Here is a 19,897-nt window from a genome sequence, read left to right as displayed (position 1 = left end):
TGGTAAATATTGAATTCTAAAAAGATGGATTTAGAAATCCTAATTGATAGGCAAATAAATCAAATCTAAATTTTATCTCACAACAATATCTTTGAAAGAAACAATAAGCATACTCCAAACTTCTATCTAAATAATAATTGATACTGCGTAAAAGCTTAAGTTAGTTGATGGATTTAGGATAAGAAGCGGTTACCCCCAGAAGGCGGTCGAAAGGCTGGGCTTTAGCGGAGTAATAGCGGAGAGCAGGATGAAGCTCCTGGAAAATTTTAATGCTCGTTCTTTAAATTTTAACTCCTATAAAGCACTTATCGTAAACACCATTCTACTGTTATAAGTTGCAGCTGGAATTGTTACCGAAACTCCTGTAAGTTGTAATTGAATTGGGATATTTGAATATGATGCCAACGCTAATACTGCCACAATTCTGAATAACTCTATATCAACCGTTGTTACTATTTGATATGCTGTTCCACCTGTGATCGAGCATAAAACACAAAGTGTTGTTCCGTCACCCGTTCTTCTTGTATGTAATATTATATTAGAATTCCACGTTGGATTGGGTTCGTAGTGAACTGAAACCTTTCCACTACTCAATAATAGGGGAACACTTGCTGCCAATAATATTTGATTGGTTGCACTTTCATAAGTTCCTGTATAATTTGTTCCTGCCTCTGTGATTGAAGGAACTGTAACCGTCCAATTATTTCCTCCTACCGTTAAAGTTCTTTGTGCGCTTAAATTATGAAATGATATTATAGACAATAAAAATATTGACTTGAAAAATATTACTCGATTAAAAAAAGTAGATGAGATTCTCATTTTTGATATTTTATTCCGTAATTGTGTAGGTAATGACAACCGGAGTATTGGTTCTTGCCGATAAATTCCCGTAAGTATTTGCTAATAAACTTATAGTTAATCTGTGTCCGTTATTTGCTCCGTTTCCTGTAAAAGCTCCGCCAATTCCACTGATTATAGTTTGAGACGTTGTACTTAAAGTTATTTGGGCAGAAGGAATTCCCAAACTTCCTCCTCCACTTCCTGAAGCAGCAGCAGCTTGTATTCTTATGGTAATTCCTGGAAGAACTTGGTTTACTGACGCTGTGATTCTTCTTGTTAATCCACCTTGTGCAATTGCCGAAGTATAATTAATCCATTTTGTTGTATTGGAACTTGGTGCGACAACAGGCTTTCCTGCTTCAGTAGGTGCAGTAAAATTCAAAGTAATTGTTGCTGGTGTTTCAATATCCATCAAAGCCACTACAGGTAACGTTATTCCCACAGTTCGATTTCCAGTTGTTTGTGAAAATAGCTGACAAGAAATAATTAAACCGATAAAGAATGATACTTTAAAATAACTCATTTTTGCTTTTTACTTTCGTTGTAACTTACTTTGATGCTTTCCTGTTGATATTTTATTTCAGAGGATTGTTTAATAACGTTGATGGTTATATTTTTTGTTTCTGCAGATTTTAAATTAAATTCAAACTGATCAATTGGGATTTTATATCTTTTATCTAAGCCGTTTCTGTAAATTTTAACTTTCCAATCTCCTGGACGCAGATATGTAAAGTCAAAAGACTTCCCAATTACAACCATTTTTCTAAAAGTTTGATCCCCATTTGTAGTCTCAATAATCAGATCTTCTTTTTTCTTTTTTGATGTTTTAAGAGGAAGTTGTATGAGACTTATTTTATTTTCCTGTTCTGAATAATCAATTTTTCCCTGAATATTTGCCGCACTTGTTAATCCGAAGTTGAATATATTTTCTTGATTGGTTAATAGCAAAGAAGCTGGAACATTTCGATCCGCAATATCATTAATGTCTGTTGTAGAGCGGTCAATTTCTAAAACATAATCTCCGGGATTTACATTTTTAAATACAAAATTTCCGTTTTTGTCGGTTATCGAAAGATGATTGCCTAAAGTCAATCGAATTCCACTTACCTTTTTTACTCCTAAATTTTTAACATTTCCTGATAAAGTTGTGTATTCTGCAATCTTTTGAGTTGGAACATTCATTTTAAAAGTATAACGAAGCGAAAAAATAAAGTCTTTATTTCCCAATTCTCCGCGCTGTAAATTGTATCTCGCAGAAATATCAAATTCGTGATTGCGAAAAGCTTGTTGATGAAAAAGCAATTCAAAAAGATTTCTATCTGTATAATAATCTTCGGGCATATAATTATTCTGATAAAAAAGGCTGAAATAAGTTTTATCTGAAAACCTGCTTAAAACCCTGGCTCCGTAATAAAATTGCTTTTGGTTTTGTAATTGATATCGAGAAGTGACCGCATAACTTCCATATAAATTAAACGAAGTTTTAAATTTTTCGAAACTAATATTTGCAGTATAAAAACTCGAATTTCCTGAAAATCCGGTTAAATAATTGTCTGTTTTCCCTAATTGTCCTTCTAAATTTAATTGAAAAATTCCGATTTGCTGATCGACTGACAACTTGTAAAATCGTTCTCTATAATCAAATTCTCTTGGCATCAGCCGGTCTTCATATCGTTGTGAACCATTGTACAGCATCAAATTTCCGTTTTTGGAATATTTATATTGAATTCCATATTGCAGAAATTTTCGGTAAGGCGCAGCTAAAAATAAAGTGTCTCGCTGGAAATTTTTTGCATCCTGTACATAATTAGCGGTTAGATAAATCCGTTTCGATAATTGATATTGAAGATTACCGTTAAACGTGCTTGTATTGTTAAAATATCCTGCATATTCCGGACTAGCTCTCATGTACATCGCATTTCCTTTCAGCTTCTCATAGTTTGCAATTGTTTGAAGCATAAACGCAGTTCCATTTGTTTTCTCAGTTTTACTGTAAGATGTTTCTCCTGCAACTTCAAGATTTTTATTAAGCTTAAATTTTCCTGCAAGATATGGCAAGTGTGCATCTGAGTCTAGCTGAAGATTGATAAAACTGAAATTTGCATCTTCAGTTCTAGGAATTTTATATAAATAACCTGCTGTAATTTCTGATTCTTTGGCAATTTTAAGTTTAGAATATAAATTAAATGCCTCTTTAATATCTCTGAAGAACCTCGGATGATTGTAAAATCCACCAAAGCTTATTCTTTTCAAATCGAAACGAATTTCTGCGCCACGACCGTATCTTGCATATTCTGTAAGAAACGAAGACGAATAATTTTTGTCACCGAGATGAATAAATAAATTTTCACGTTTGTAATTCACAAAATATTCTTCATACTGTGTGAAAGAATTAAATTCTACAGGGTTTTTAGATAATGCTCGGAATTCTAAAAGATTTTTATTTTCCTGATCTAAACTTCCTTTTCCATAGATTTCACCCTGAAAACCGTCATCATATTTCCCTCTGTTTTTCATTCCTATAAAAGAAACTGACGCAGAAACCGGAAATCTGTGGAAAATATCATCTTCAATAGGTTTTACTGAAATAATTTTCACATTTGAATATGCCGTTTGATTTTCTTCAGGTCTGTCTTTAGAATAAACAGTTAGATTTAAATTTTGATATTCGTTTTTTCCTAAATCTGATTGGGTAGTTTTGGTAATGGTAACTATTTTTCCTTCTCCGGGAGCTAAAATTAAAGATGCTCCTTCATTTACAACGGCGTTTTTACTTTCTAAAACAAAGTCTTCAGCAATATTTCCATTATTTTTTAAAAGAAAAGTAGAAACAATTTTTTCTCCGGCTTTTACAAATTCAGGAAATTCTAAAGCTGTTAAAGACAATTTTCGGCTTCCGAGAACATAAAAATCTAAAGTTTGTTTAAATTTTTCATTTGTAGATTTTTCAGTTCCAAATAAAATCACAGAGTATTTTCCTTGAGGAGTTTCGGTTGCTATTTTTAAAGGAACAATATAAGCTTTGCTTTCATTGGGCAAAATTGTTATTTCTCCGTTTTTTAAAATAGGATTAATTTGAGGATTCGATGTTTCAACTTTCAAGTTATAGATTTTAGTATCAGAAGTTTTGTTTTCTACAATAAAAGAAATAGAAGTAGATGTTCCCGGTTGTAAACTATCTTTTTTCTGAGAAAAAGTGTGTACAGGGAAGAGTAGAATAAAATATATTATCCATTTTTTAGTCATTCTTTACTTCTAGTTCCACATTGAGTGCAAAAGCATTTTCATCTTCATCAGTTGCAATAAGTACAGCATTGTACTTATTTGGCGGCATTTTGCTGATATCAACATGAAATGATTTTGAGGTTTGGGGCAACAATCCCATTGCAAGACTTGAAAATGTTCCAAGCTTTTCTCCGCTCTTTTTGTTGTAGATTTCTATTGTTGCAGTAGGTTTGCAGTATAAATTTCCTTTGTTGGCAATAGCAATTTTTAATATTTGCCTTCCTTCTTCTTTTTCTATTTTTACACCTTCAAATTTCAAATCTGGTTTTGCTTTTTCAGAATCTATATCGGTAATTATCTGAATGGCATATCGAACAACTGAAGTGATATTAATTCCTTGTTTTTCATTGCTGGGTTTGATATTTTCTACAGGTTCTACAATCACAACACTCCAATAACTTCCAGAATCTGTAATTTGCTTCGGAACAGTAATCTCGTACAATATCTCTGTTTTTTCTTTAGCTTTTAAACTGATAAGATTGGTGTTGAGTTTAATCCAGTTTGTATTGGTTTTTATGTTCGTATTCGGTGCGGTGTAATGAATAGATCCATCAGATTGATAGGTGAAATCCTGTAAAAAGAGTTTTACGCTTTGAGGCTGATTACCTATATTTTCAATTGAAATTTTTCCGTTATAAACTTGTCCGTTTTCAACCTTATGATTGTGTGAAAGACCGTTTAGAATAACAATATTTGCCTGCAAAAAGCAAACTGAGAATAAGAGAGTAATGAGAAAGAGAGTACGCCTTATCATTTTTGATGTAAGTTTTAGGTTTAAAATAAAGACCATAGAAAACCAGGGAGAAACTTTATTGAAAATTTCTCCTTGATTAAAAGTTAAATTTCTGTCAGATTTTAGTTATCCGAAATTGTGTACGTTACCGTTGCAACGGCAGTGGTAGTCGCTTCAAGATCTGCATAGCTCGCAATTCCACCAACAGCAGCCAATGAATAAGTCAAATTATGACCATTGTTTGCACCATCTCCTGTATAAGCACTTCCGATTCCTGAGATAATCGTTTGATCTGCGGCACTCAAAGTTAATTGAGCTGCAGGATTTCCCAAAGTTCCTCCACCTGCTCCCGTTGCACCAGCTGCAGTTACATTGATGTCAATTCCTGGAATCAAGGCATCCAATTGTACCGAAACAGTACGAGTAGCATCAGCAACAGATTTAATGGATGAATAATTCAGCCATAATGTGTTGTCGGTTCCGGTTGGAGTTACAGGAAGTCCTGCTTCAGTTGGAGCTGTAAATCCTAGAGTAATGTTTTTGTTTGCTGCAGGTTCTATATCCACTAGTGCAACTTCGGGTACGGTAATCGAAATAGTGTGATTGTCGGTGTTTGTGTCTTGAGCGTTTAGATTTGCTGAGAAAGCAAGCGCTGCTAAAGACATAGCTAAACTAAATGTTGTTTTTCTCATAGTGTTGAAATTTGGTTTTGTGAAGTTAATAAAAATTCAAATAGATAGGAAATAATTAGCGATAAATTTTATTGTTAGTTATTCATTTACAATATATTATTATGTTTTAAAATAATATTTTGCATAGGTATTAAAAACGAGTGTGTGAATTTTATGACTAAAATCAATATCAAAAAAAATCTTACATAGAAATTTATGTAAGATTTTTTTATATTTTATTCTAGATTAAGACCAATGCGGATCGGTTACTGTAGGTTTTCCGGATTCTATTCTTCCGGCAAAATGCCAACTGTTGTTATCATTTTTTATTTTAATATCATACCAACCTTTTGTTTTGTCGAGATTGAAAATTATTTTTTCTTCAGAGGAATCCAACGCAATTTCTCTCTTTTTTCTTTCATAAAGATTTTCTAGACTTACGGTAAGATTTTCTTTGCCTAAACGGTTAATTTTTAATTCGACCTCATTTTTAGAAACATTATTAAATAACGTTATCTCAATATCTGGTTTTTTATTTCCTTTAAATTTCCGCACAAATCCATTCGGTCCAATAATCTCATAGTTGTAATTTGCAGAAGCTACCTGATGAGATAATTTTTCGTTTGAATAAAGTGCGTAAGAGAAATAATAATCGGGCGTATTAAATTTATTTTTATCATAAATTATCAACGGAACCGCAGTGTCTCTGAGATTAGTCATCGTAATCTCATCATTTTCAAAGTTGACGTTATAGTCGTACGGTAATGGGTTTGATGGTTTCATGCCTCTTTCCTGAATTTCAAGTAATGTGTTGTTGAGATTTTTTTCAGAATACCATTTGAGATTGGGTGTAGGTTTGTTTTTTGCTGAATTAATGGTCTTTGCGTAATCTTTTTGATCCAAATAATTCATTTTTGGAATTTTGCTCTCCGATGTGTTGAAAGCAGACGTCAAATCACCGCAAATTGCTCTTCGCCAATCGCTGATGTTTTCGACAGTTACATCTTTGTTATATTTTTTCTGTATGAATTTTTCTAAAAATTGTAATACCGAAGTATGATCCGAAACCTGAGAATTTACAAAGCCACCTTTCGTCCAAGGCGAAGCAATAATCATCGGAACACGAAATCCTAAACCGACTGTTCCTTCAATTCTTTCGTTCTCACGAAGATCATGAGTCGACATATATTCCTGGTTTTTGTTCACATATTCCGTTCCTTCTTTTCCGTTCATATCAACTGGTTGATTCGGATTTACAGGTGGTGCAAAAGGAATAACGTGATCGAAATAGCCATCATTTTCATCATAATTAATAATGAAAATTGTTTTCTTCCACGTTTCAGGATCTTTAGTTAAAATATTTAAAACCTCAGAAATATACCACGCTCCATACCAAGGCGAACTAGGATGATCGGAAAATCTTTCAGGCGCAACCAGCCACGAAACCAGAGGTAGCTTTTTTTCTTTGACATCTTTTCTGAATTGATGCAAAACATCTCCTTTCGGAACGACTAATCTTTCTCCGTTTTCGTCGGTTCCTACTTCTAAATTCCAATAATCGGGATCGTCAGAATTGATGGTGAAGGCTTTTTCATGAAGATTTTTTTCTTTTTGAGAAAGCTTTGCAAAATTATTGGGATGATATTTAATTAAATCTTCCTCCAGTTCTTTAATTAAATTTTCAAAACGTTCTTTCTGTTTCGGACTCTTTTCAATTTCAGATTTTAAATAAGCAATCAGATTCAGGATATTTTTGTGATAACCTTTCGAGAATTTCACATTAAAATTTGAAAACCATTCAATCGGATTATCGGTGAAATTACTCAACCACGATTCTTCTTCACCGGGCATTCCTTTTGGAAGACTAATTTCGTTCTGATAAATTCGCCATGAAACATTTTGTTCTTCTAAAATTTCAGGAAAACTTTTCCATCTTGCCTGTCGGTTTTTATCGTAATCAATGTTGTCATTAAAAACATTGGCTTTTACTTTTCCGTTTTGTTGCTCACGAATTGTTCCTGACCAAAGAAATAATCGGTTTGGTGTAGTTCCCGTTAAAGACGAACAAAAATATTGGTCAAAAATTGTAAATGAATCTGCTAACTGATAATAAAAAGGTAAATCTTCACGGTTATAATACCCTAAAGTCAAAGGCATTTCTTTGTAATCTTTATTTCCGGAAGCTTTTGCCTGAAGCCATTTATCATACTTCATTCCGTTCAGAGCATGTTGCTGGTCCGACCAGGAATGAGGAAGCGAACTCATCCAGGTAGATTTTGTGTTTTTTAAATCTAATCTTCCCGGAGCTGCATATTTTCCTTCATTATTTTTCTGAAAAAATACCGATTGACCATCTTCTTTTATAAAAGCAGTCTGATCTAAAAATCCGCGAACTCCTTTCAAGGCTCCGAAAGCATGGTCGAAAGATCTGTTTTCCTGCATTAATATCACAACGTGTTCTGCATCATAAAATGTAGATCCAGCTTTTGCTTCAATCGTTAAAGCTTTTAAAATAGCGGGATGCAGCATACTTGATGTTCCCAAACCTGCCATTAAAATGCCCGATTTTTCTAAAAATTCTCTTCTGTTCATCTTGAAAAGTAGTCGTAAGAAAGAAACCGCAAGTTATGATGATAATCTTACGGTTTCTTAAATTAAATATTACAAAATTGTTAGCTTTTTATTGTAACCACCAAGGTTTAGAATTAATATTATCCTGACCTCCGTATTGTGCTGATAAAGCAGTTTGAAGATTAGCGTTATTATAATTGTATTCCACTTGCGGATATCTGAATCTTGAAGGAGTCGTAACTCCGGTTTGCAATGGTAAATTTGGATAGCCTGTTCTTAAATAATCCTGATAAGAAGTCCATTGTGCTTGATGAAACATTGTCATGTATTTTTGAGTAATAATTTTTTCAAGCTGTGTTGGAAGCGTTGCTGAATTATTATAAACCACCAAAGAACTTGCTAAATAATTGTCAACACTAAATCCTGCAAAATAAAGATTCGGATTTTTTACATACGTCTGATAAAATTGAAAACTTGATTTAATTGCATTATCGTAGTGTGTTTTTGCAGATCCCGAAATCCAGCCTCTCGCTGTAGCTTCTGCCAAAATAAATTCAAGCTCAGGGTAACTTAGAATGGAAGAAGGCTCATTGGTGGGATCTTTATAAAAACGCTCATTTACTTTAGAAATATTCTTCGCTGCGACCAAAGCAGCATTGTCAGAATATGGCGAAGTCGGATTTCCGCCGTTGTAACCTGTAAAGTTGGTAATTGGCAAAGCTGCTTCTTTTGCTGACGTAGTCTGCTCAGCAAAAGTAAACAATCTCGGATCTTGTCTGTCTTTAAATAAGTTGATGAAAAAATTTGCCATGTACAAAGCTGAACCATAACCACTGCTGTTGAAAGTAGTATATCGGCTGTCTGCAACGTCTGCAAATTTCAATTCTCCATTATCTGCAATTGAAGTCATCAAAGTCTGGCTTCCTACAATTGAAGCAAACTCGTTGGCAACATTGTAACTTCCAACGGTTGTTTTTTTAGAAAGTGAAATCAAAATTTTCAGCCTGAAAGAATTGATTAATTTTTTCCATTTTGAAGCGTCTCCGTTATAAATAATATCTCCTGCAATCGCATCAGAAGTATTTATTAAATCGTTGGCTTCTTTTAATTCAGTTAAAATTCCGGACATTACCGCTTCCTGACTGTCATATTTTGGCTGAGTGATCCCAAATTCTCCTTTTATTGCTTCAGAATAGGGAATACTGCCAAATTTTAAACTTAAATTATAAAAATGATAGGCGCGGTAAAATTTACCAATCGCCTGATAATTTTTATTGTTGATTCTTTCACCTTCCTGCATCATTTTTACGGTATTCAAAAGATCTTCGCTGTAGGTGTTGAATGATGCGTCATTCCATTTCATGTATTGATAAACGTTTTCTCCATCAGTTCCGATCAGCATTCTCGAAGCATACATATTGTCGCCATTCACTCCGAAAGCCGATTTTGAAATGTAAGTAAGAAGATATTTAGGATCAATATTAGCTTGATCATTTGGGTTTTCGTTAATTTTATCCAGATTGGTTTCGCAAGATGAAAGAGAAAATAATCCAATGGCTAAAATTGCTATTTTTAAAATATTGTTTTTCATTTGTTTTGATTAAAATTTAAGATTAAAACCTACTCCGAACCATCTGCTTGAAGGATCTTGAATGTCATTCCCGGAGCCATTTGTCTGGCTTCCAATCTGGAAATCGGGATCTGAGTAAAGGTTTTTAGATTTTTTCCACATTGCTAAATTATATCCTGAAATATTTGCACTGAAACTTTTCACAAAACTATTAGGGTTCAATAAATGGGTGAAGTCATATTCTAAAACTACCGATCTCAGCTTAATAAAAGTTCTGTCGAAAACATTCGCAAACAATTCACTTTCATCTTCTGTAACTCTCGCCTGATAAGGATAATTTTGCGCCCAATCCTGAAAACTTATTGGTGTAGTATGCGGAGTATACGTATTGGTTGCCGAATTATAATTTACACCATCTGGTACGAAATAATAAGTTCCCGGATTTGCATATTCAATATCTCTGTAAGCTGTTGAGTTTGGATGTTTTCCACCCCACCACATTTTTTCTACAACCTGAGATCTCATTACACCACCGATGCTTCCGTCGATTCCGATATTTAAACTTAATTTTTTGTATTTGAATGTATTGTTAAAACCGAAAGTCCAGTCTGGATTAAAATGTCCTAAGTTTGATGGAGTTGTTGCTCTTGTCGGCATTCCGGTAGTAGGATTTAAAATTACTTTTCCATCCGGAGATTTTTGCCACGTCAAATCATAGTAGCTGTCCATTCTTTCGCCCAACTTAATGTTGTTGTAGTTTGGCATTCCAGCGTAAATTTCCGTTAATGTTTTTTCGTAAGTACTCCAGTTGATTAAAGATCTCCAAGTGAAATTGGTCGTTTTAACAGGAACTAAACCTAATGAAATTTCAAAACCTTTCGTAGTATATTCATTTCCGTTAACGTTTTGAGAGGTAAATCCTGAAGACGGCGTGCTCGGAAACTGAAGTATGTTATCATATTCTAAAGTTCTGAAATACGTTGCATCTAAAGTAATTCTGTTTTTCAACAAACCTGCACTTAAACCGATTTCGTAAGATTTTGTCTGCTCAGGTTTTAAAGAATTTTCATAGTTCAGTGTTCTTGGATAATAGAAAGTAGAATTTCCGTTGAATGCAACTCCGCTATTATTTAAATAATAATTTCTAATCGCATAAGGCTGAAAATCGTAAGCAACTTTTGCCCATGAAGCCGAAACTTTTAATAAATTAATTGCTTCAGGCATGGTAACCAAATTAGAAACAATGGTACTTAATGAAGCCGAAGGATAGAAATATGATCTGTTGGCTTTCGGTAAAGTTGAAGACCAGTCATTACGACCGGAAACGTTGATGAAAAATGCATTGTATAAACCGATATCTAAAGTTCCGTAGGTAGAATAAATCAGTTTTTCTTTTAAATAATCATAATATTTTACAGCACCGATTGAATTGTCTAAAGAATAAAGTTCGGGTGTTTTCAAACCGTCTGTTGAAGCATTATCTACGTCGTTTTTATAATAAAATGTTGAAGCTCCCGCATTGATGGAAAAATCAAAATTGTCTGAAATTTTCTTTTTGTAAGTCGCAAGAACGTCTGAGTTTAAATTCCATGTTTTGGTGTCATTTAAAATATAACCTCCACTTCTTGGCGCGCTGTAATTGAAATAAGAGTATGGACTTAAAATTTCCTGCTTGTTGTGATTTTCAACAATCGAAACTCTTCCTTTTATCGATAAATCATCTGTTGCTTTATATTCTAATCCGGTTTGAGCATTAATGATATTTGTGCGGTTTTGGTTTTTATATTTCTCCGTTCCAAACCAAGGGTTGTTGTACCAAGCGTAGTTCCAATTGGCTTGTGTTTTTCCTTCCTGTCCCGGAACCCAAAGATGATTTTTCAAAGCATTTCCGTCAACATCGCCTCCCATCCAAATCAAAATAGTATACATATGTCCACTTGGGTTGTAGTCATAATTTGGAATGTTTGGCGTAAAGGTTTGGTTGAAATTAAATTTAGTATCAAAAATAAATTTCTTCCCAAAATGATTTTCTGATGCAAAGTTGATTCCGTATCGTTGAAGAGAAGCTTCAGGAATTCTGTCATCATAGTTCATAAAGTTCCCCGAAAGTCGGTAAGAATCCTGATTATGTTTATAGCTGATAGAAAAATTATTATTATTAATCACCGCAGGTTTCATGAAAGTTTTTAAGTTATCATGAAATTTCCAGTCAATTGGAACTCTTTCGTATCTTGATTTATCGTCATAAGCACTTCCTGCAACAGTTCCATACCATTCAATTACTTGTCCGGTCTGTTTATCACGAATTGGACTGTTCCATTGAGCTATTTTTAAACCTGGAGTAAATTTTGGCCCCCAAATCATATCTCCGTCATTCACACCACCATCGGCTCCATCCCAGAATTCGTACTTTCCGTGAGAACCATTTCCATACTCTGTTTGAGTTTCAGGAAGATTGGTAAATCCTGCTGTAACCATTGTATTTTGAGAAAACTCGACTGAGAATCCTTGCTTTTTAGCAGTTTTAGTTGTAATTAAAACAGCTCCGTATCTTCCTCTCGAACCGTAGAGTGCAGATGCTGTTGCTCCTTTCAAAACATTGATATTTCCAATATTATTTGGATCTAAATTTTGAAAAACCTCTTTGTCAACAATTACTCCATCGATAACGTAAACCAAATTGGTATTTCCCCTTAAAGAAAATGCGGGAGCTTGCTGCATTCCTGTCGGATTGGAAACATTTAAACCAGCAACCTGACCAGAGAAAAGGTTTCCGATACTTGGAGTTGTGATGGTTTCAAACTGTTTGGTTCCTACTTCTTGAGTAGAATATCCCAGTTTTTCTTTCTTTTTTTCAATTCCTAAAGCAGTAATTACAACACCTTCAATCTGCTTTTCATTTACTTTTTTAAGAATTACAGAATAATTTTTTCTCGAAGAAACTTCAACTGTGTACAAAGAATAATCTGAAGAATAAAATTCTAAAATATCTTTCGGATTGGCAGAAATGGTAAAATTTCCGTTGTCATCAGAAGTTACAGTTTTGCCTGTATTTTTATCGGTAATATTTACTCCGGAAACTACTGTTCCATCTTCTGATTTTACGCTACCTGTAATGTTGGTTTCCTGTGCGCTGAGATAGAGCGGCAGTAATAATACGGTAAACGTGGCTAAAGTTTTTTTCATTTTCTAAATTTGAGTGCAAATTTAGAATGACACTATTACAGGAATTTTAACATGTCGTTAAGATAAAAACATAATTTCAATATGAGACAATGATAAAAATTAATATAATAATAAACGTGAAAATTGTGGTATGTAAAAGAAATTTTGTTTTTTTATAATATATATAAGCATCGATAAACGCTGAGTTTTTTGCTTAAAATCTACTCAGAATTCCCCAGTGAATTTTTATATCGTTAAACTTGAACGGATTTCCAAATTCGTTACCATTCGACAATTGGAAGCTCATCAAACCAATCGGAATAAAGAAATTGAAACCCAGACCGACACTATAAAGTTTCGGTTTTACGTTGAGCGACTTATTATTGAGCTGTCCATACTGCCCGAAAACATCAAAAAATGCCTGATTTCCGATGAGATAACGATATTCTAAACCTCCGTAATAGTAGAAATCGGCGGCGAGTGAATTTTCATTGAAACCCCGGAGTGAATTCCAGCCTCCAAAACGGTATAATTCGTTGGCAGAGAAATCGATTTTAGAATCCATCATCGCACCTTCAGCTTTGATGTTGAGGAAATGATTTCCGTTGATATGATAGTTGTATTCACCAAAAAAGTAAAACTGATTCTGATTGGCTTTTATGTTTTCGCCCGTATAATTTGTTGCCAGAAAATCATATCCAACATTTATTTTAGACTTGTAAAGAAAAAGATCAATGTCGGTTGGTTCAGTCATGTCGAAGTAAATACCAATCCCTTTTTTGTTGTAATCTTTCCCTTGAATATAAAGACTGTCGATAATTGTTGAGTTCTCAAAAGTTCCTCTCAGACCAATTTTCTGTCGGCTGTTAAGATGATAATAAAACGCAGGTAAAGCTTTCACATTAGCGAAAGTTGAATCTTGTCTGAAGATATTTACTTTCATATTTAAACCCACATTTGAGTTAAATAAATATGGGATATCGGTTTGCAAATCAAAAGTCTGACCTTTATCGGGGTTTCTTTGCCAGTATAAATTCACGGCTTCAAAACCGTTGAACATATTTTTAAAGTTTACATTTAAGGTTCCGTTTAGCGTAAATTTATCAGTTTTATCATTTCCAAAACCTATAACACCGTCAAAAGTATTGGTCTTTTTCTTTTCCATGAAGAGATAAATTTGTGTGGAATCTTTTGTGAAAAGCGTTTGTGGTTGCCGTTCTAAAGTGATGAAAGGGTGACTTTGGAAATTTTTATTGATGGCAATCAGATTTTTGTCATCGTATGTTTTTCCTTTAAATTCTTTCTCTAAATTTTTAATAAATCTTTTCGGGATTCTTGTGTAACCTTTCGCTACAAAACCGTCAATCGTTCGTTTATTATTTTTATTAATGTCGAGTTCTACAATCGGGAAACCGTTTTTCTGACCTTTAAACTGAGATTTTATTCTGCTGAATGCAAAACCGTCATCAATATATCTTTTGTTGATTTTTTTCTTCACTGAATCTAAATTTTTTGTGAAAAATTCTTTTTCAAGTTTAAACCGATCAACAATAGAATCTGAAAGATTGACGTAAGTTTCGTTGAAGTTTTTTCCTTTATCGTAGAAAATTTCTGTGGAATCGCCTTTTACTTTTACCTCTTTCAGGTCGGTGAAAAAATAATTGCTTTGCGCCAAAGAATCAAGAAACTTTACCGCTGAAAGTGAATCTTTTACCTTTTTCTTGACTTTTGTTTCTGTATCAATTAGGAAATAATGTTTCTTTTGCGCTTGTACAAAAACGCAAAATAGTATAAAAAATATGTTTAAAAATAATTTCAATTAATAAAGAAGTTTAATCTTTGTTTGTCATTCCGTAGGAATCTAAACTATCTATTTTAAATTCTTTGTTGAGATTCCTACGGAATGACAAAAGCCTGTTTTATTTAATCGGATTTTATTAAAATAAACATAATAAGTTTAACTGAATCTAAGCCAGTTTATTATATTTCTTCATTAAATTCTCATAAGTTCCTTGTGGAAGAATCCATTTCAAAGGAACCCCGATTTTCTGCCCGAATTTACCAAAATAATAATGAGCTTTCCACCTATTTTTAGTTAAAAGTTGGTCAATATATTCAGCAACTTCCAAAGGTTCGGTTCCATCGCCAACGTGAGAATTCATCAAAGCATACACTTTATCAAACACATTTTTATAAGGTTCAGAAACTTTTGTTTTAACTCTGTTTTCTGCAATATTGGTTTTGATATCTCCCAAATGAAGCGAGCAAACATTTACATTCCAAGGGTAAACTTCGTATCTCATTGCTTCTGTCACTTTATCTAAAGCAGCTTTTGAAGCTGAATAAAATCCGCGGAATGGTAATCCCATTTCACTTCCAATACTGGAAACATTGATGATTTGTCCGAATTTATTTTCACGCATTTTCGGCATTACTGCGCTCATCATTTGTACGGCTCCGACAAGATTTAGATTAAATAATTTTAAAATATCTTCTTTTGAAGAATCTTCCACAGAACCCACCATTCCCATTCCGGCATTGTTGATGAGAACATCGATTTTGGTTTCTGTTTTTAAAACTTCTGCTATGGCATTCTGAACGGCGTTATTATCTGTAATATCAGTCGGGATTGATTTGAAATATTGACTTTCGGTAAACTTTCGGCTCAAACCGTAAACGTTGTGACCTTTCTTTCCGAAATATTCTGCTAACACGAAACCAATTCCTGAAGAAGTTCCTGTGATGATTATAGTTTTATTCAATTTTTTCTAATTTAAAATGTTAAGCCAATATCTTCTCTTTCAATCATTCCTGTATCTTGTAGATTACAAATACAACCTTCTACAGTTTTATAATTACCTTTAATACGTGTTACTTTTCCTTTTTTATCTTTAATAATAATTCCAGCGGTGTAAACTTCGCCTTCTGCATGATAGGTTCTGAATAATAAATAATCATAACCATTATTATTAAATGAAAGATTGTCTATTTCCATTCCAGCATTTTGTATTCCTCCACCTCGCCAATAAGAATTATAATGAAATTTTTTCCAACTTTCTTTCGTTCTTTCGGCAGGAAATTCCATTTCAACTTTATTTTTAGTTCCAAAACGATACTGAATGTATTTATTGTTTTTATCTTTCACCAAAGACATTTTCTTTCCGTTTTTGGTTTCAAATGAATAAATAATTTCTTCATTAGGTAAAAGATATTGAGCCCAAAATGTCAATGGAACTAAGAGATATAGTATGATAAAGAGCTTTTTCATTTAATTTTGATTTAAAATGATCTTCAAATCTTCCCAAAACATCGGATACGATTTTTCTACCACATTTTCATCTTCAATATTTATATCTTTAATCAAAGAAAACGGCGCAAAACTCATCGCCATTCTGTGATCTTGATATGTTTTAATGGAAATGTTTTCCTGAGTTTCATTAAAACTAACTGATTTTATCGTAGAATTTGTAATTTCCGTCTCTGTTCCTAATTTTTGCAACTCATTATATAAAGCCAGCAATCTGTCTGTTTCTTTTACTCTCAAAGTTCCCAAACCTGAAATTTCAAAAGGAATTTTCAAAGCTGAAGCTGTTACGCAAAGTGTTTGAGCAATGTCCGGACAATTATTCATATCCAAAACAATCTTCTCCGGAAACTGAAAACTTTCAATCGGTTGTAGCGTTAATTGATGTTCTTCCTCCGTGAAAATTGTTTTAATTCCGAAAAAATCTTCATAAATTTTTGTAATCGCAGAATCTCCCTGTGTTGATTCTTTGTAAAAACTTTTCAGAAGAATTGTTTCTCTTCCCAATGCGGCGAATGAATAGAAATACGATGCAGAACTCCAGTCACTTTCTACTTCATAATTGACAATTGACGATTGACTATTCCTATCAAAGTTGAAAACTTTTATTGTATTACCTACGAAATTGTTTTTAATTCCGAATTTGGTTAAAATATCCAAAGTCATCTCAATGTAAGACCTTGAAGTCACTTCGCCAACAAGATTGATTTCTAAACCATTTTCCAGTTTTCCGGCAATTAATAGGAGAGAAGTGATAAACTGGCTTGAAATATTTGCGGGAACGTCAACTTTCGTCTGAGTAATTTTTCTTCCCGTAATTTTCAAAGGCGGAAAACCTTCATTTTCTAAATAGTCGATTTCAACTCCCAAATTTTGTAAAGCGGTAACCAAATTTTTGATTGGTCTTTCCTTCATTCTTCCTGAACCCGTCAAAATCGTCGTTTTTCCATCCTGAATGGAATAATAAGACGTCAAAAAACGCATTGCCGTTCCCGCATGATGAATGTCAACAATTTCGGTGTTTTGTTCAGAATATTTTTGTTTTTTTTCAAGGTCTTCACGAACCTCTGCCGAGGTTTCTGAAAGTGCTTTTTTTAGTAATTGTGTGTCCTGAGAATTGGATAAATTCCCGATTTTTATGTTTTGAAACAAACTTTCCAAAATCAACAAACGATTCGAAATACTTTTCGAACCGCTGATTTGTATGGTTTGGTTTCCTTTTAATTTTGATTTTTCTAACTTCTTCATTATTTCTTCTTTTCACATTTTATATGTCAGACAAAATATTAAAAAGCTAATATCTAAATTCTAACATCTATTTTAATTTTTCATTATTCTGATGACGATCTTTATCACGATCAGTTTTCACTTTCATTTTCTTATCAAAAGCTTCCTGTAAATTGACTCCGGTTTGATTGGCTAAACATAAAGTTACAAACAGTACATCTGCTAATTCTTCACCTAAATCTTTGTTTTTATCACTTTCTTTTTCGCTTTGTTCACCGTATCTTCTTGCGATAATTCTTGCAACTTCGCCCACTTCTTCCGTCAACATTGCCATATTGGTGAGTTCATTGAAGTAGCGTACACCAATTGTTTTTATCCATTCATCAACTTGCTGTTGCAGATTTGTAATTTCCATTTTTTTAAGAGACAAGTTAAAAGTTTATAGAATTAAGTTAATTTCATTCATCATTCATCATTCATCATTCATCATTCATCATTCATCATTCATATTACTGATAAGCTCCTAAAGTTGGGTTGGTTGTTCTTGAAGCATTCACAATATCTGTAGGAACCGAATTGGCAATGGTAAGATCACCTTTACCTCTTGCCGGAGAATCTGCTTTTACACGTAAATTCAGTTTAGCGGCAAAATAATTAACGAATTTCGGATCTACATTTTTAATACTTTGAATCACACTATTTGTAGGATTGTTTTCAAATAAAAATCCTGCACCGGAAAGATTGGTGTATTTTATGGAAGAGTTTTTAATCAAATAATTAAATTGATTTAAACCAACGTGTTCTAAATTAATAGAATTATCTCTGTCTGAATAAACAATACTGTTGAGAATATTTAAATTCTGAAGTGCACCATATTCTTTTTGCCCATTATCATTAGTCCATTCATTGGTTGCAAAAATTCCCATTCGGTTAAGACTATGCATCGTTTCAGAATAATTCGCAATTGTTGAATGAATATAAGAATGATTTCCACCTCTGAAAATTCCGATAGCAGATTCTCCGCAATTGTTCATTACTAAATTTTCTGCATTTACCGTAGACCCAACTGCGTAAATTCCGTATTCCTGAAAAGTATGAATGAAAGAATTTTTAATCGTAGCATTGGCTTGTTTCATATCTAAACCTCTTGTTCCTCCGAAAAGTCTTGTATGATTCATTAATAAATTAGAATTTGCCGCCATTCTGATGGAATTCCAGTTTCTCGGAATCGTATCGTAATATGTGTCATTTCTATCTCCGCGGAAAATTACCTGGTCATCTTTTGTTCCATTGATATTTAATGTGGCACCTGTCGCAACCTTCATTCCGCTGTTTTTATGGAAATAAACTTTCGTTCCTGGTTGGATATTAAGATTAATTCCCGGTTCAACTGTCAAATCGCCGTAAATAATTTTCGCTTTATTTTTAGACCAAGTTGTATTTGAACTGATTAAATTTGGGTTTGTTGGCGTTTTGATGAAAAATTCTGCATCCTGAACAACAGAGAATAATGTAACGTGTTGTTGTCCTGCTCCGGTTGTGAACAAAACTCTATCTTCAGCAATTGCTTCCGGCCCTGAAGCTTGAGGAGCAATTTCTACAAAAATATATAAACTGTCTTTTTTTCTTAAAGGGACATTCTGAAAATCATGACCTGGCTTTCCGTCTACATTTATTTTGTATAAAGAAGCCGCTCCCTTTTCAAGATTGATTCTCGGAATCATTACATCTTTATCTTCATTATTAAATACTTTTACAACATAAGTTTCAGATCGTACCTGATGATAAACGGTGTCACAAAACACAGTATCTCTTGAAAATCTCAGTTCCTGAGAAGGTGCGTCAAAAGTAATGTCGTCTTTGTCACACGAAATTGCCAAAAATAGCATCCAAAAAGATAAAAATAGTAATGATTTGAATTTCATATGTAGAAATTTTTGTTTTAAAGGTCATATGTTATCGCTTACTTCTTAGATTTTTGTTATCAAAAAGGAGTTTTAGCAATTTCATAGAAATTAAAATTTATATAAGTTTCAAATTTAACGAAAATACTTTGAAAATCTTATCTTTTAAAAAATGTTGATGTAGTATTTGTATATTTTAAAAATTATTGTATTTTTGCAACCTAAAATTTAGCAGAAGAAATACCATTACTATTTCGAAAGCAAACTTTAATTTTTTAAAAATTTATTATGAAAAACGGAATTCACCCAGAAAATTATAGACTTGTTGTTTTCAAAGATATGAGTAACGACGAGGTATTTTTATGTAAGTCTACTGCAGACACAAAAGACACTATCGAGTATGAAGGAACTGAGTACCCATTGATTAAAATGGAAATCTCTTCTACTTCTCACCCTTTCTACACAGGAAAAACTAAATTAGTTGATACTGCAGGTAGAGTAGATAAGTTCATGAACAAATACAAAAAATTCGCTAAGTAATTTTTTGATTTTACAATATTTAAAGTCTTTCGATTTTTCGGAAGACTTTTTTTTGTGAATTAAAATGATAGAAATTAGAAGTTAGAG

Annotated in this window: 15 protein-coding genes; 1 reads left to right on the top strand and 14 read right to left on the bottom strand. The window is 33.2% G+C overall.

Translation table 11 applies throughout. The features are described from left to right. Window positions 1-294 precede the first annotated feature (294 nt). The 14 genes from OF897_RS18185 to OF897_RS18120 form a co-directional block, all read right to left on the bottom strand. A complete protein-coding gene (locus tag OF897_RS18185) occupies window positions 295-762 on the bottom strand; it encodes a hypothetical protein (RefSeq protein ID WP_267267094.1) in 468 nt (155 codons plus the stop codon). Between the two features lie 67 nt (window positions 763-829). Further along, entirely contained in the window at window positions 830-1,363 is a 534-nt protein-coding gene (locus OF897_RS18180; RefSeq protein WP_267267093.1) for a hypothetical protein, read from the bottom strand. Further along, window positions 1,360-4,086 carry a COG1470 family protein gene (locus OF897_RS18175; protein ID WP_267267092.1) on the bottom strand — a complete coding sequence of 909 codons (2,727 nt, stop codon included), beginning with the start codon at window positions 4,084-4,086 and terminating at the stop codon, window positions 1,360-1,362. The genes OF897_RS18180 and OF897_RS18175 overlap by 4 nt, the downstream gene beginning before the upstream one ends. Then, the gene (locus OF897_RS18170; protein ID WP_267267091.1) at window positions 4,079-4,879 is read right to left on the bottom strand and encodes a WxL protein host-binding domain-containing protein; all 801 of its coding nucleotides are present in this window, start codon (window positions 4,877-4,879) and stop codon (window positions 4,079-4,081) included. The genes OF897_RS18175 and OF897_RS18170 overlap by 8 nt, the downstream gene beginning before the upstream one ends. Window positions 4,880-4,980: 101 nt before the next feature. After that, complete coding sequence (locus OF897_RS18165) at window positions 4,981-5,550, bottom strand: hypothetical protein (protein ID WP_267267090.1); 570 nt, start codon at window positions 5,548-5,550, stop codon at window positions 4,981-4,983. 225 nt (window positions 5,551-5,775) lie between these two features. After that, window positions 5,776-8,121, bottom strand: a complete 2,346-nt coding sequence (locus OF897_RS18160) for a phosphocholine-specific phospholipase C (protein ID WP_267267089.1) — start codon at window positions 8,119-8,121, stop codon at window positions 5,776-5,778. Between the two features lie 88 nt (window positions 8,122-8,209). Continuing rightward, window positions 8,210-9,691: a SusD/RagB family nutrient-binding outer membrane lipoprotein gene (locus tag OF897_RS18155; RefSeq protein ID WP_267267088.1), complete on the bottom strand. Its 1,482-nt coding sequence runs from the start codon at window positions 9,689-9,691 to the stop codon at window positions 8,210-8,212. Window positions 9,692-9,700: 9 nt separating this feature from the next. Beyond that, window positions 9,701-12,856, bottom strand: a complete 3,156-nt coding sequence (locus tag OF897_RS18150; protein WP_267267087.1) for a SusC/RagA family TonB-linked outer membrane protein — start codon at window positions 12,854-12,856, stop codon at window positions 9,701-9,703. Window positions 12,857-13,049: 193 nt separating this feature from the next. Further along, window positions 13,050-14,654 (bottom strand): BamA/TamA family outer membrane protein, encoded by a 1,605-nt coding sequence (locus tag OF897_RS18145; RefSeq protein ID WP_267267086.1) that lies wholly within the window; start codon window positions 14,652-14,654, stop codon window positions 13,050-13,052. 148 nt (window positions 14,655-14,802) lie between these two features. After that, window positions 14,803-15,597 carry an SDR family oxidoreductase gene (locus OF897_RS18140; RefSeq protein ID WP_267267085.1) on the bottom strand — a complete coding sequence of 265 codons (795 nt, stop codon included), beginning with the start codon at window positions 15,595-15,597 and terminating at the stop codon, window positions 14,803-14,805. A gap of 11 nt (window positions 15,598-15,608) precedes the next feature. Next, window positions 15,609-16,103, bottom strand: a complete 495-nt coding sequence (locus OF897_RS18135) for a hypothetical protein (RefSeq protein ID WP_267267084.1) — start codon at window positions 16,101-16,103, stop codon at window positions 15,609-15,611. Beyond that, complete coding sequence (aroA, locus tag OF897_RS18130) at window positions 16,104-17,387, bottom strand: 3-phosphoshikimate 1-carboxyvinyltransferase (RefSeq protein WP_267267083.1); 1,284 nt, start codon at window positions 17,385-17,387, stop codon at window positions 16,104-16,106. 67 nt (window positions 17,388-17,454) lie between these two features. Beyond that, the gene (locus OF897_RS18125; protein WP_056017526.1) at window positions 17,455-17,781 is read right to left on the bottom strand and encodes a nucleotide pyrophosphohydrolase; all 327 of its coding nucleotides are present in this window, start codon (window positions 17,779-17,781) and stop codon (window positions 17,455-17,457) included. A 94-nt stretch (window positions 17,782-17,875) separates the two neighbouring features. Continuing rightward, a complete protein-coding gene (locus tag OF897_RS18120; RefSeq protein WP_267267082.1) occupies window positions 17,876-19,291 on the bottom strand; it encodes a hypothetical protein in 1,416 nt (471 codons plus the stop codon). 267 nt (window positions 19,292-19,558) lie between these two features. Between OF897_RS18120 and OF897_RS18115 the strand changes: the two genes are divergently transcribed. Then, entirely contained in the window at window positions 19,559-19,810 is a 252-nt protein-coding gene (locus OF897_RS18115) for a type B 50S ribosomal protein L31 (RefSeq protein ID WP_056075185.1), read from the top strand. Window positions 19,811-19,897 lie beyond the last annotated feature (87 nt).

The organism is Chryseobacterium formosum, assembly GCF_026460885.1.
Lineage (GTDB): Bacteria > Bacteroidota > Bacteroidia > Flavobacteriales > Weeksellaceae > Chryseobacterium > Chryseobacterium formosus.
Note: the sequence above shows the minus strand (reverse complement) of the source record. Positions and strands in the feature narration are given on the sequence as shown.